The sequence below is a fragment of the Kitasatospora sp. NPDC048194 genome (genome assembly GCF_043202455.1).
GTDB lineage: Bacteria > Actinomycetota > Actinomycetes > Streptomycetales > Streptomycetaceae > Kitasatospora.
In genome coordinates this window covers 166,637-179,599 of the sequence record NZ_JBIDAK010000001.1, presented here as the reverse complement: position 1 = coordinate 179,599, position 12,963 = coordinate 166,637, and the positions used below count along the sequence as shown (strand labels likewise).

Below are 12,963 nucleotides of genomic sequence, written 5' to 3'. Positions count from 1 at the left end.
CGGGCGGCCCTCCTCCGACGGCCGCCCGGTCCCGTTCGGCCGGATCCCGCCCACCGGCGGGCTCCGGTTCGCCGGCTAGATCTCGTTCACCGGCCGGCGGGCGTCGGCGAGGATCTTCATGACCTCGTCGATCTCGTCCGTGATGTGGAAGAGCTCCAGGTCGTGCGGGGCCGCCTTGCCCTGCGCGACCAGGGTGCTCTTCAGCCACTCGTACAGGCCGCCCCAGTAGGCGCTGCCGTAGAGGATCACCGGGAAGCGGGTGACCTTCTTGGTCTGCACCAGGGTCAGCGCCTCGAACAGCTCGTCCAGCGTGCCGAGGCCGCCGGGCAGGACCACGAAGCCCTGGGCGTACTTCACGAACATCGTCTTGCGGACGAAGAAGTAACGGAAGTTCAGCCCGAGGTCGACGAACTCGTTGAGGCCCTGCTCGAAGGGCAGCTCGATGCCCAGCCCGACGCTCATGCCGCCGGCCTCGGAGGCACCGCGGTTGGCGGCCTCCATGGCGCCCGGGCCGCCGCCGGTGATCACCGCGTAGCCGGCCTCGGCGAGGGCGCGGCCGATGGCCACCCCGGCCTCGTACTCCGGCGAGTCGACGGGCGTCCGGGCGGAGCCGAAGACGCTGATCGCGGGCGGGAGTTCGGCGAGGGCGCCGAAGCCCTCGACGAACTCGGAGGTGATCCGCAGCACCCGCCAGGGGTCGGTGTGCAGCCAGTCCGTGGGGCCGGTGGTGTCCAGCAGGCGCTGGTCCGTGGTGCTCGTGCCGACCTGGTCCCGGCGCACCAGCACCGGGCCCTTCTGCTTCTCGGGCCAGGCCTTCGTCTTCCGGGGCACGCCGACCTGCTCGGGGCCGTGTCCGTAGTGCTTGTCGTCTCCTGTGCCTGTCATGACGAAACCCTACGTCGACCTTCCCCCGTTTTCAGGCAACGGGAGGAGGTCGATCGGGGAACCGGATGGTGGCGTCCGGCTGCTCGCCGGACCGACCGCCGCTGCGGGGATCGGCTGGTCAGGCCGGTCGGACGGTCGGACCGGTGGGGCCGGTCGGACGGTCGGACCGGTCAGCTGGTCAGCCAGGCGCGCAGCCGGGCCTCGGTCTCGGCGATGGCGCTCAGCGAGCAGTGCTCGTCCCGCTTGTGCGCGAAGTTCGGGTCGCCGGGCCCGTAGTTGACCGCCGGCACGCCGAGCGCGCTGAACCGGGCGACGTCGGTCCAGCCGAACTTGGCCCGGGCCTGGCCGCCGGTGGCCGCCAGGAAGGCCTGCGCAGCGGGCTGCGAGAGGCCGGGCAGCGCGCCCGGGGCGAAGTCGGTGACGGTCAGCTCGAAGCCGTCGAAGACCTCGCGCACGTGCTTCTCCGCCTCGGCCTCGCTGCGGTCCGGCGCGTAACGGAAGTTGACCGTGATCACGCACTCGTCCGGGATCACGTTGCCGGCCACGCCGCCGTCGATCCGCACCGCGTTGAGGCCCTCGCGGTACTCCAGGCCGTCGATCTCCACCCGGCGCGGCCGGTAGTCGGCGAGCCGGGTGAGCACCTCGGCGGCGCGGTGGATGGCGTTGTCGCCGAGCCAGCTGCGGGCCGCGTGGGCGCGCACGCCGGTGAGCCGGATCTGCGCCCGCAGGGTGCCCTGGCAGCCGCCCTCGACCACGGCGCCGCTCGGCTCCATCAGCACCGCGAAGTCGGCGGCCAGCCACTCCGGGCGGTCCTTCGCGAGGTGCCCGAGGCCGTTGCGGTGGGCCTCCACCTCCTCGCAGTCGTAGAACACGTAGGTGAGGTCGCGGTTGGGTTCGGTCAGCGTGGCGGCCAGGCGCAGCGCGACGGCCACGCCGGACTTCATGTCCGAGGTGCCGCAGCCGTAGAGCAGGTCCCCGTCGACGTACGAGGGCAGGTTGTCGGCGATCGGCACGGTGTCCAGGTGGCCGGCCAGGACCACGCGCTCGCCGCGGCCCAGGTGGGTGCGGGCGACCACGTTGTTGCCGTAGCGGTCCACGGTGAGGTGCGGGTAGCCGCGCAGGGCGGCCTCCACGGCGTCGGCGAGCGCCTGCTCGTCGCCGCTCACCGAGGGGAAGTCGACGAGTCGGGCGGTCAGCGTGCCGCCGTCGAGGGTGAGGTCCAGGGGCGTCGGATTCGGGCTGCTCATGGCGTCAGCCTAGCCGTGCGGGTGGGCGCTCCACGGGCTCGTGCTGTGACGCGCTCGGCACCCGGATCAGCAACCGGGGTGCGCCGCACACCCGTCCGAGTCGGTACGGTGTCGGATCAGGACGGCGGGCGCGAGAGGGGCGAGGGTGGCCAGGAGAAGGCGCGGCGGGCAGCTGGACGAGGAGCAGGGCGACGAAGCGGCGCCCCGCCGCTCCGGTCCGGTGCGTGCGCTGCTGCTCGTGCTGGTCGGGCTGGTCGGCCTGGCGATGGTCGCGGGCCTGGCGGTGGTCGGAATCTGGTGGTTCGGGTTCCGGCCGGGTGCCACCGAGGAGTGCTCGGTGAAGACCGCGGCCGGCAGCGGCACGCTGGAGCTTCCGCAGGCCGCCAACGCCGCGACGATCGCCGCGGTGGCGCGCTCGCGCGGACTGCCGGACCGGGCGACCGCGATCTCGCTGGCGACCGCCATGCAGGAGTCCAAGCTGCGCAACCTGGCGGGCGGCGACCGGGACTCGATCGGCCTGTTCCAGCAGCGGCCCTCGATGGGCTGGGGGACCCCGGCGCAGATCGCGGACCCGGTGTACGCGACCAACAAGTTCCTGGACGGCCTGGTCAAGGTCCCCGGCTACACCCGGATGCCGCTGACCGACGCGGCGCAGGCCGTGCAGAAGAGCGGCTACCCCCAGGCCTACGCCAAGCACGAGACCAAGGCGACGCTGCTCACCTCGGCGCTGGCCGGGCGCGAGCCGGCCTCCTTCAGCTGCGTGGTGCACGACTACGCCAAGCCGGACCCGGGCGACTCGTCCTCCCCGACCGCGAGCGCCTCGGCCGCCCCGGCGGCGCAGCCGGACCGCGCCCAGGTGCTGTCGGACCGGGTGCGCCGGGAGTTCGGCCGGACGGTCACCCCGGCCACCGGCTACACCTCGACGATCAAGGGTGCCGAGAACGCCGTCGCGCTGACGCCGGACCCGGCCGCCGCCGCGCTGACCTCCTCGGCGGACGGCGGGGCCGACGCCGGGGCGAACGCGGAGCGGACCAGCGGCTGGGAGGTGGCCCACTGGGCGGTGGCCCAGGCCCAGCAGCTGGGCATCGCGACGGTCGCCTACGACGGGAAGATCTGGCGCAAGACCAAGTCCGAGGACGGCTGGCAGACCCAGACCTCGGGAACGTCGACCAAGCTCGTTCAGGTCACCCTCGCGCCGTACGACAAGGGCTGACGCACTGGTGTACGGGTTGCCGCCGAACAGGTGATTCCGGTCAACTTCGGTGGACCGACCGCCCGTTCCGGCGATCCCGGCTGGAGAACCGTCACTCCCCTTGGCGCGCGCCGGTGCAGGGGCGCGCGACAGGGGCCCGCAGGCCCTTCCGCTGCGGTCATACGATCCGATGGTCGGCTGGGAACTTTCCTTGCACCGGCCGAAACCTTCTGGCTTCTCAAGCGGTAACAACACCGTCCGCCCGGTCCCGTCCAGGCCCGGTCGTCCACCCGGTGGACGGGACGGACCCAGACCCCTTCGAGGAGCCCCATGTCTCACCCCCTCACGCGCCGGATCGCCCAGGCCGCGCTCGTCGTGGCCGCCGGCGCGACCCCGCTGGTCGCCGCCGGCTCCGCGTCCGCCCTGGGCGGGGACGCCCTGCTTCCCAAGAGCGACCTCGCGGCGCCGCTGGGCCAGCTGACCAACACCGACACCGGTTCCACCCTCCAGCACACCACCCACCAGCTCGGCCAGGCGGCCGGCACCACCGGCGCGGCCACCGTCGCCGCGGGCGTGCCCGCCTCCGCCGACGCCGCCGGCAGCATCGTCGCCCACCAGCTCCCCGAGGCGAACGAGAAGGCCAGCTCGCTGACCGCCCCGGTCGACCAGACCGCCGCCACCACCGGCCAGCTCTCCGCCGTCACCCCGAAGGTCGCCTCGGCGCTGGCCGGCAAGCTCGGCGAGGCCGTCACCGGCAAGGGCATGGGCACCCGCAGCGCCGACGCCGCCGCCAGCCCGGTCGGCGGCCTGGGCCAGGCGGGCTCCGTCGCCCACGCCGTCCCCGGCGCCGACAAGCTCTCCGGTGCCGTCCCCGGCACCAGCGCCGTCACCGACGCGCTGCCGCTCAGCTCGGTGGAGCGCGCGCTGCCGCTCGGCTCGGTCGAGCACGCCCTGCCCGGTGGCCTGCCCGGCACCGACGTCCTCGGCCTCGCCGAGCACGGCTCCGCCAACCGCCTCGGCGGTGCCGACCTCGGCCCGAACAACCCGCTGTCCGGCCTGACCAACTCGCTCGGCCCGGTCGGCGGCCTGCTGGGCGGCGTCAACGGCGGCAGCATCAGCGGCCTGCCGGTGTAGTCCGCGCACGCGGAAGGGGACGGTGTTCCGCTCGGAACACCGTCCCCTTCGTCGTGTCGTCGGCCCGGCCGCGACGCCGGCTGCGCCGGATCGTCAGCGCGCCGCGCCCAGCCGCTCGACGGCCGCGGCGACCCGCTCGTCGGTCGCGGTGAAAGCGACCCGGACGAAGCGCTCGCCGGCCGGCCCGTAGAAGTCCCCGGGCGCCACCAGGATGCCCAGACCGGCCAGTTCGGCCACGGTCTCCCAGCACGGGCGGTCCTGGGTCGCCCACAGGTAGAGGCTCGCCTCGGAGTGCTCGATGCGGAAGCCGTACGCCTCCAGCGCCGCCCGCAGCGCCGAGCGCCGGGCCGCGTACCGCTCCCGCTGCTCGGTCACGTGGGCGTCGTCCGCCAGCGCCGCGGCCGTCGCCGCCTGGACCGGCGCCGGCACGATCATCCCACCGTGCTTGCGCACCTCCAGCAGCTCCCTGACCACCACCGGGTCGCCCGCGACGAAGGAGGCGCGGTAGCCCGCCAGGTTGGAGCGCTTGGAGAGCGAGTGGACGGCCAGCAGGCCCGTGTGGTCGCCGCCGCAGACGTCCGGGCGCAGCACCGAGACCGGCTCGGCCTCCCAGCCCAGCTCCAGGTAGCACTCGTCGCTGACCAGCAGCGCGCCGTGCTCCCGGGCCCACTCGACGGCGCGGCGCAGCTCCTCCGCGCCGAGCACCCGGCCGGTCGGGTTGGACGGCGAGTTCACCCAGAGCAGGCGCACCCGGGAGCCGTCCAGCTCGTCCACGGAGTCGTACGCGACCGGCTCGGCGCCGCACAGCCGGGCGCCGACCTCGTAGGTCGGGTAGGCGAGCCGGGGGTGGGCGACCTGGTCGCCCGGGCCGAGGCCGAGCTGGGCCGGCAGCCACGCCACCAGTTCCTTCGAGCCGACGGTCGGCAGGACGGCCTGCGGGCCGATCACGGCGCCGCAGCGGCGGTCCAGCCAGCCGGCGATCGCCTCGCGCAGCTCCAGCGGCCCCCAGACGGTCGGGTAGCCGGGCGTGTCGGTGTGGGCGGCCAGCGCCTTCTGGATCACCTCGGGGACCGGGTCGACGGGCGTGCCGACGGAGAAGTCGCAGAGGCCGCCCGGGTGGGCGAGGGCGGTGGCCTTGTAGGGCTCCAGCTTGTCCCAGGGGAACACGGGGAGCCGGTCGGAAACGCGGCGCGCCGCCCCCGGGTGGCCCGGGAGCGGCGCTCGCGTGCTGTTCGTGCTCACAGCTCAGTAGCCACCGATCGTCAGTGGTCGGCGTTCTGCGGCGGCAGAGCGGCGATGAACGGGTGGTCCCGCTCGATGAGGCCGAGCTTCGAGGCACCGCCGGGCGAGCCCAGGTCGTCGAAGAACTCGACGTTCGCCTTGTAGTAGTCCTTCCACTCCTCCGGAGTGTCGTCCTCGTAGAAGATCGCCTCGACCGGGCAGACCGGCTCGCAAGCACCACAGTCGACACACTCATCCGGGTGGATGTAGAGGGACCGCTGGCCCTCGTAGATGCAGTCAACCGGGCACTCTTCGATGCACGCCTTGTCCTTCACGTCGACACAAGGCTGCGCGATGACGTAGGTCACGCTGTCGTTCCTCCTCGGAGGGGCCCTGGCGGCCCGTTCTGTTCTGCTCGCGTGCGCGGTGAGCGCGGCGTCGTCGATGCCCGCCCCTAGTATCGCGGGTCGGAGACCGCAAATGCACAGGAGGTGGCCGGATCATGACTCGGGACCCGCTGGAGACCCGTCCGGAAGTCCGGATAGATCGCTCTGACGTGGGACGACGCGTGTCCGTGCGGCGCGTGTCGGAGTTCGTGGACGACCGCCCGGTGTTTCGCGATGTGATCGGCGTGCTCACATCCTGGGACGATCATGGTCTCTCGGTGGCCCCGCGCTCGGGCGAGCCGGTCTCCTTCCCGGAGAAGCTGCTGGTCGCGGGCAAGGTCGTCCCGCTGTTCCCGGCCCGGCGCGTGCCCCGGCCGGCGGCCGAGCCCGTCGAACTCCAGCGGATCGCCGGGCGCGGCTGGCCGGCCGTCGACCAGCAGCCGCTCGGCGAGTGGACGCTGCGGGCCTCGGCCGGCTTCACCCGGCGGGCCAACTCCGTCCAGGCGCTCGGCGACCCCGGGCTGCCGCTGCCGCAGGCACTGGCCGCCGTCCGGGACTGGTACGCCGCGCGCGGCCTGCCCGCGTACGTCGAGGTGGTCACCCCCGGCTCGCCGGAGGCGCTGCGCGGCGAGCTCGACCGGCTCGGCGCCGGGTACGCGCCCACGCTGGTGCGCACCGCCCCGCTGGCCGGGCTGGCCCGGCTCGGCACGGGGCACGACCGGGTGCGCCTGTCGCGGACGGCGGGGCCGGAGTGGATGTCGCTGTACCGGCGGGTGAGCGGGGACGCGGCGCTGGAGGAGGCGGCCCGACGGGTGCTGCACGGCGGCCCCTCGGTCTGGTTCGCCACCGTGCCGGGCGCCTCCGGGCAGCCGCCGCTGGCCATCGGACGCTGCGTGGTCGACGGGCCGTGGGCCGGCTTCGGCGCGATCGAGGTCCAGCCGTACGCCCGCCGGGCCGGGCTGGCCACCGCCGTCATGGCGGTGCTCGCCGCCCGGGCGGCCGAGGAGGGGGCGAGCGGCGCGTACCTGCAGGTCGAGGCGGAGAACGCCGGTGCGATCGCGCTCTATGACGGACTCGGCTTCACGACCAGTCACACTTACCACTACGCGCTCCTTCCCCAGGAGTAGCCGACCGACCCGTACGCCCACGTTTGTCCGCTTGTCCGTCCGTCGCACGAAGGCCGCCGTCGTCACCGTGACCGAGCAGAGCAGAGACCGCTTCCGGAGTGCCGCCCGCGCCGAGCAGCCCGACCCGGTGCTGCTCTGCCTGCTCGCCGCCGCCGAACACCAGCCGCTCCTCGACCCGGGCGACCTCGCCGAGCCGCCCGGGGTGGACGCCCTGCTCGCCGCCTGCGAGGCCGCCCTGGACCGGCACGCGGCCGCCGTGCGGCTCGCGGTGGCCGAACGCTCGCCCGCCGGGCCGGAGGAGACCGCCGCCCTGCTCGCCGCCGTCCTCGGCGGCCGGGAGCGGTTCCACGGGCGGCAGTCCGACTACCGGCGGCTGGAGTCCTCGCTGCTGCCCGAGGTCCTGCGGCGCCGGCGCGGACTGCCGATCATGCTGTCGCTGGTGTGGATGGCCGTCGGCCGGCGGGCCGGCCTCACCGTCCACGGCGTGGCGCTGCCCGGTCACTTCGTCGTCGCGGTCGGCGGCCCGGCGGGCGGCGAGGAGTACGTGCTCGCCGACCCCTTCCACGGCGGCCGGCTGCTCGACCCGGTCGACGTCGAGCAACTGGTCGCCGCAGCGGGGCACGAGTTCAGCCCCGCCCTGCTCACCCCCGCCCAGCCGCTGGACATCGTGCTGCGGGTGCTCGGCAACATCCGGGTCTGGGCCGCCGACCGGCCCGAGCACGCCCGCACCCAGCTGTGGGCCACCGAACTCGCCCTGCTGCTCCCCCGGCACCCCGCCCAGCTGCGCCTGGAGCGGGCCGAACTCCTGGTGCGCACGGGGGACTTCCTCGGCGGATCGGCGGAGATGGACGCCTACGCGCAGATCCTGGACACCTTCGACCCGGACGCCGCCGCCAAGGTCCGGCAGGAGGCCCGGGCGGCCCGGCACCGGCTCAACTGAACCGTCAGAGCCAGCCCTTCTCGCGGGCGATCCGGACCGCCTCGGTGCGGTTGCGGGCCTCGGTCTTCTGGATCGCCATCGACAGGTAGTTGCGGACCGTCCCCTCCGAGAGGTGCAGCCGCCTGGCGATCTCCGCGTTCACCGCGCCGTCGGCGGCCGCGCCCAGCACGTCCCGCTCGCGCGGGGTGAGCGGATTGGCGCCCTCGGCCAGCGCGGCCGCCGCCAGCGCCGGGTCGATCACCCGCTCGCCGCGCAGCACCCGGCGGATCGCCTCGGCGAGCTCGGAGGCGGGCGCGTCCTTCACCAGGAAGGCGTCCGCGCCGGACTCCATCGCCCGGCGCAGGTAGCCGGGGCGGCCGAAGGTCGTCGCGATCACCACCTTCGTCGACGGCGCCCGGCGGCGCAGCTCGGCCGCCGCCTCGATGCCCGTCATCCCCGGCATCTCGATGTCCAGCACGGCGACCTGCACGTCGTTCGCCAGCACCGCCGCCACCACCTCGTCCCCGCGGCCCACCTGCGCGACGACGTCGATGTCCCCCTCCAGCCCGAGCAGCGCGGCCAGCGCCTCGCGGACCATGCCCTGGTCCTCGGCGAGCAGCACGCGGACCGAAGGGCTGTTCTCTGTGTTACCCATGGCCACGACCTTAGGGCCTGGCGCCGAACGCAGTTGAGCCACCGGTGGTTCACCGGGGGCCCCGGTGCAGCAGACTGGCCCGATGCCGACCCTGGAGCTCCTGCGACCCGACCACACCGACGCCCTGCTCGCCTTCGAGCTCACCAACCGTGCGTACTTCGCCCGCACCGTCCCCGACCGGGGCGACGCCTACTTCGCCGAGTTCCCGGCCCGCATCGCCGCGCTGCTCTCCGAACAGGCGGCGGGCGTCTGCCGGTTCCACGTCGTCCTCGACGCGGACGGCGCCCTGATCGGCCGCGTCAACCTGATGGACCTCGTGGACGGCAGCGCCGAACTGGGCTACCGCGTCGCGGAGTCCGCGGCCGGCCGGGGCGTCGCCGGGGCGGCCGTCGCCCAGGTCTGCCGGCTCGCCGCCCACGGCTACGGCCTGGGGTCCCTGACCGCCGCCACCACGCTCGACAACCCGGCCTCCCGAGCCGTGCTCACCCGCACCGGCTTCACGGTCACCGGGCAGTTTCTCCTCGACGGCCGCCCCGCCCTCTCGTACCGTCGCAGCCTGGCCGACCTGCGTCGCGCCGAGGCGGAGTAGACCAAGGCGGAGCAGACCAAGGCGGAGCAGGAAGTCGGCCGGGCCGGCTTCCTACTCCACGAGGAGTGTCACAGCCAGCGCTGGGCGGCCTCGACGCTGTCGGCGCCGCTGGTGTTGAAGGCGATGGCGGCCTGCGGGGCGTGCCGGCGGACCAGGTTGACGACGAGTTCGAAGAAGGGCAGCGCCGGCTCCGGCTTGCGGATGCCGCCGCCGATGACGACGACGTCCCAGCCCCGGCCGGCGAGCGCGGCGGTGATGGTCGTCCCGGCGGTCTCGTCGGGGGCGACCAGGGTCATCGCCGCGTCGATGCCGTGCTCGGCGAAGCGGGCGAGTTCGGCGTCGAGGACGGCCCGCATGCCGTCGCCGTCCATGCCGGGTACGGCGTGCGGGTCGAAGCCGATGATCAGAACGGTGGACATGCCCGAAGAGACGATCGGCACCGCCGCCGGGTTCCGCGCGGCGCCCTCGCCGCCCCGGGAGCGCCGGGCCCTACCGGGCCTTCCCCGGCGCGGCGGCCCCGGAGGGCGCGGCCGTCGGCCGCAGCGGCACCGACGCGCGCAGCCGGAAGCCCCTGCCGCGCTCGCCCGGCCCGGTCTCCAGCCGGCCGCCGACCAGCGCCAGCCGCTCCTCCAGCCCGGACAGGCCGTTGCCCGGCTGGGACTTGCCCGGCCCGGGGCCGTCGTCGGCGATCTCCAGGACGGCGTACCGCTCGCCGTCGGCCGCCCAGCTCTCGTCCGCGGTCACCGTGCAGACGGTGGCGCCCTCGCCGTGCCGGACGATGTTGGTGACGGCCTCGCGCAGCGCCCAGGCCAGCGCGCCCGCCTCCTCGTTGGCCAGCGACGGCCAGGCGTCCGCCAGGTCCGGCGCGGCCTCCAGCCGGACCTGCGCGGCGGACAGCGCGGTACGGGCGGCGGCCAGCTCGACCGGCAGGGTCGGCCGGCGGAAGCCGGTGACGGCCTCCCGGACGTCGATCAGCGACTGCCGGGCGACCTGCTCGATGTCGGCGACCTGCGCCCGCGCCGCCTCGTCCTTGCCGGCGTCCATGAACCGCCCGGCGAGCTCGCTCTTCAGGGTGATCAGCGACAGCGAGTGCCCCAGCAGGTCGTGCAGGTCGCGGGCGAGCCGCAGCCGCTCCTCCGAGGCGGCCAGGTGGGCGACGGCGGCCCGGGCCTCGCGCAGCTCGTTCATGGTGGCGACCAGCCGCTGCAGGCCGGTCATCGCGACACCGGAGAGGAAGGCGCTGAACGCGAAGGTGGTGACGTTGTCGCTCCCGGCGTGGACCAGCACGCCGGTTGCGGCGGTGAGCACGGCCATGCCGACCAGTGCCCGCATCGCGTGCTTCAGCGGGATGATCACCGCGAGGCAGACCGAGGCGTAGATGAACATGGTCAGGAACGCGCCGCCGAGCGCGAAGGAGGAGCCCACCGCGAGGACGATCATCACCCCGACGATCACCTGGCAGGCCCGCGGCTTCATCCGCGCCTGGGAGCGGAAGAACACCAGCAGCACGTAGCCGATCACGAAGACCGCCAGGCAGACCCAGCCGAACGCCTTCCCGGCCGGGCCGTGTCCGCCGTTGACCAGGTCGCTCGCCGGGTACGCCAGGTAGATCATCCACAGCAGCATCCAGGCGACCTTGACCAGCAGCTGCCGCCTGGTCTCCACCGGGGATCCGGGGACGTTCATGAACGACGCGCGCGCCGTCCCCTCCCCCGGCGGTCCGTCGGGTCGGTGGGTCCGGCGCGCGTCACTCATGTGGATCATCATGCCTGGCGGGTGTCACGGCGGTACAGGGCCGCGGCGGCGGTGACGAACACCGCGAGGAAGGCCGCCAGCCCGGCGACCGCGACCATGTCCAGGGAGTGCCCGGGCTGGGTGAAGGTGGCCAGCTTGTTGTACAGGTACACGGGGTTGAAGCGGGCGAACCTCTCCATCGAGCCGCTCACCGGGAACCACGTCCCGCCGAGCAGCGCCATCGCCATGTAGGTGATCATCACGATCGGCTGCACCGCGTCCGGCGCCGCCGCGTAGCCGAGCGCCACCCCGAGCGCGGCGAAGACGAAGCTGCCCAGCCAGAGCGCGGCCACCAGCCCGAGCCACTGCGGCACGCTCAGCGAGACGCCCTGGCTCGCGCCGACCGCGAAGACCACCAGGATCGCCGGCAGCGTGGTCACCGCGGTCGCCGCGATCTTGCCGACCGTGTACGCCCGGCCGGGCAGCGCGGTCAGCCGCAGCTGGCGCACCCAGCCGCTCTTGCGCTCCAGGGAGATCCGCTGGGCGCTGCCGGTCAGCACCGCGCCGACCGCGCCGAAGGTGGCCATCGAGACCATGAAGTAGGTCTTCACCGGCAGGCCGCCGGCCTGGCTGGTGGAGCCGTAGGCGTTGATGAAGAAGACGTACATCAGCGCCGGGTAGAGCACCGTGAAGAACAGGTAGCGCCGGTTGCGGAGGGTCCGCAGGATCTCCAGCTTGATCAGGGTGGTCATCGCACGCTCTCCTTCGCGGCGTCGGCCTCGCGGTCCAGTTCGCCGGTGATGGTCAGGAAGGCCTGCTCCAGGCCCAGGCCGGTGACCTCCAGCCCGCGCGGGTACAGGCCCGCCCGGTAGAGCCCGGCCACGCTCGCGTCGGCGTCCGCGGTCCGGATCCGCACCGTCCGCACGCCGGGGACGCGGGCGGTGACGTCCAGCGACTGCACGCCCGGCAGGGAGCGCAGCACCGTCTCGTCGAACGGCGCGGCGGCCGCGGCGAGGTCGGCGTCGTGGAGTTCGAAGGCGATCCGGCGGGCGCCGGCCCGCGCCTTGATCTCGGCGGAGCTGCCGTCGGCGATCAGCCGGCCCCGGTGCAGCACCAGGACGCGGTCGGCGATCGAGTCGGCCTCCTCCAGGTAGTGGGTGGCGAACAGCACCGTGCGCCCCGCGTCGGCCTGCGCCCGCATGCTCGCCCAGAACGCCTGCCGGACGCTGACGTCCATGCCGGTGGTGGGCTCGTCGAGCACGATCAGGTCGCTGTCGCCCGCGATCGCGAGGGCGAAGCGGACCCGCTGCTCCTGGCCGCCGGACAGCTTGTCGACCCGGCGGTCGGCGATCTCGGTGATCCCGGCGTCGGTCAGCACCCCCGTGACCGACCGACCGCTCGGGTGCACCTTGCAGGCGAGCTCGACCAGCTCGCGGACCTTGACGTCGCTCATCAGCCCGCCGCTCTGCAGCATCGCGCCGACCCGCCCGGCGGCGATCGCCGCCCGCGGGGTGCCGCCGAACAGGGTCACGCTGCCCTGGTCGGGCTCGCGCAGGCCGAGCAGCAGGTCCAGGCTGGTGGACTTCCCGGCACCGTTCGGGCCGAGCAGCGCGACGGTCTCGCCCGGCCGCAGCACGAGGTCGAGTCCGTCCACGGCGCGCACCCGCCCGTAGCTCTTGCCGACGCCGCGGAAGGCGGCCACCTCGGTAACCATCGCCCGGCTCCTCTCACCCGATGGTGTCGTGTGCGGGGCTGTCCGCACCACCTCAGGGTCCCGCGCGGGCGGGCGGCGGCGGCAGTGCCGGCCGTCGTGGCTTCGGTATGACGGATGTCATGCCGGCGGCCGGTACCCGTGTCAGGGCACCGGCCGCCGG

Annotated in this window: 14 protein-coding genes; 5 read left to right on the top strand and 9 right to left on the bottom strand. The window is 74.1% G+C overall.

Features of this window, described 5'->3' with window-relative positions:
- Positions 1 to 75: 75 nt before the first annotated feature.
- Together ACGF07_RS00975 and dapE are read right to left on the bottom strand one after the other, a co-directional pair.
- Positions 76 to 885 carry a TIGR00730 family Rossman fold protein gene (locus ACGF07_RS00975; RefSeq protein ID WP_350736609.1) on the bottom strand — a complete coding sequence of 270 codons (810 nt, stop codon included), beginning with the start codon at positions 883 to 885 and terminating at the stop codon, positions 76 to 78.
- Between the two features lie 170 nt (positions 886 to 1,055).
- A complete protein-coding gene (gene dapE, locus ACGF07_RS00970; RefSeq protein WP_350736606.1) occupies positions 1,056 to 2,132 on the bottom strand; it encodes a succinyl-diaminopimelate desuccinylase in 1,077 nt (358 codons plus the stop codon).
- 145 nt (positions 2,133 to 2,277) lie between these two features.
- On the opposite strand from dapE, the gene ACGF07_RS00965 reads away from it, so the two are divergent.
- Both ACGF07_RS00965 and ACGF07_RS00960 read left to right on the top strand, forming a co-directional pair.
- Complete coding sequence (locus tag ACGF07_RS00965) at positions 2,278 to 3,345, top strand: hypothetical protein (protein ID WP_350736603.1); 1,068 nt, start codon at positions 2,278 to 2,280, stop codon at positions 3,343 to 3,345.
- A gap of 309 nt (positions 3,346 to 3,654) precedes the next feature.
- The gene (locus ACGF07_RS00960; RefSeq protein WP_392894342.1) at positions 3,655 to 4,458 is read left to right on the top strand and encodes a hypothetical protein; all 804 of its coding nucleotides are present in this window, start codon (positions 3,655 to 3,657) and stop codon (positions 4,456 to 4,458) included.
- Positions 4,459 to 4,551: 93 nt separating this feature from the next.
- On the opposite strand, the gene dapC is transcribed toward ACGF07_RS00960, so the two are convergent.
- Positions 4,552 to 5,700: a succinyldiaminopimelate transaminase gene (gene dapC / locus ACGF07_RS00955; protein ID WP_392894340.1), complete on the bottom strand. Its 1,149-nt coding sequence runs from the start codon at positions 5,698 to 5,700 to the stop codon at positions 4,552 to 4,554.
- A gap of 20 nt (positions 5,701 to 5,720) precedes the next feature.
- Positions 5,721 to 6,047, bottom strand: a complete 327-nt coding sequence (gene fdxA / locus ACGF07_RS00950) for a ferredoxin (protein ID WP_030287402.1) — start codon at positions 6,045 to 6,047, stop codon at positions 5,721 to 5,723.
- A 134-nt stretch (positions 6,048 to 6,181) separates the two neighbouring features.
- Between fdxA and ACGF07_RS00945 the strand changes: the two genes are divergently transcribed.
- The gene (locus ACGF07_RS00945) at positions 6,182 to 7,192 is read left to right on the top strand and encodes a GNAT family N-acetyltransferase (protein ID WP_392894338.1); all 1,011 of its coding nucleotides are present in this window, start codon (positions 6,182 to 6,184) and stop codon (positions 7,190 to 7,192) included.
- Between the two features lie 31 nt (positions 7,193 to 7,223).
- Entirely contained in the window at positions 7,224 to 8,132 is a 909-nt protein-coding gene (locus tag ACGF07_RS00940) for a transglutaminase family protein (protein WP_392894336.1), read from the top strand.
- 4 nt (positions 8,133 to 8,136) lie between these two features.
- On the opposite strand, the gene ACGF07_RS00935 is transcribed toward ACGF07_RS00940, so the two are convergent.
- A complete protein-coding gene (locus ACGF07_RS00935; RefSeq protein WP_350736593.1) occupies positions 8,137 to 8,766 on the bottom strand; it encodes a response regulator transcription factor in 630 nt (209 codons plus the stop codon).
- A gap of 82 nt (positions 8,767 to 8,848) precedes the next feature.
- Between ACGF07_RS00935 and ACGF07_RS00930 the strand changes: the two genes are divergently transcribed.
- Complete coding sequence (locus ACGF07_RS00930; protein ID WP_392894334.1) at positions 8,849 to 9,355, top strand: GNAT family N-acetyltransferase; 507 nt, start codon at positions 8,849 to 8,851, stop codon at positions 9,353 to 9,355.
- Positions 9,356 to 9,423: 68 nt separating this feature from the next.
- On the opposite strand, the gene ACGF07_RS00925 is transcribed toward ACGF07_RS00930, so the two are convergent.
- From ACGF07_RS00925 to ACGF07_RS00910, 4 genes are all read right to left on the bottom strand, one after another.
- A complete protein-coding gene (locus ACGF07_RS00925) occupies positions 9,424 to 9,774 on the bottom strand; it encodes a hypothetical protein (RefSeq protein ID WP_350736588.1) in 351 nt (116 codons plus the stop codon).
- A 70-nt stretch (positions 9,775 to 9,844) separates the two neighbouring features.
- Positions 9,845 to 11,110 (bottom strand): sensor histidine kinase, encoded by a 1,266-nt coding sequence (locus tag ACGF07_RS00920; protein WP_392894331.1) that lies wholly within the window; start codon positions 11,108 to 11,110, stop codon positions 9,845 to 9,847.
- A gap of 8 nt (positions 11,111 to 11,118) precedes the next feature.
- Positions 11,119 to 11,841: an ABC transporter permease gene (locus ACGF07_RS00915; RefSeq protein ID WP_392894329.1), complete on the bottom strand. Its 723-nt coding sequence runs from the start codon at positions 11,839 to 11,841 to the stop codon at positions 11,119 to 11,121.
- Entirely contained in the window at positions 11,838 to 12,803 is a 966-nt protein-coding gene (locus ACGF07_RS00910; RefSeq protein WP_350736581.1) for an ABC transporter ATP-binding protein, read from the bottom strand. The genes ACGF07_RS00915 and ACGF07_RS00910 overlap by 4 nt, the downstream gene beginning before the upstream one ends.
- Between the last annotated feature and the right edge of the window lie 160 nt (positions 12,804 to 12,963).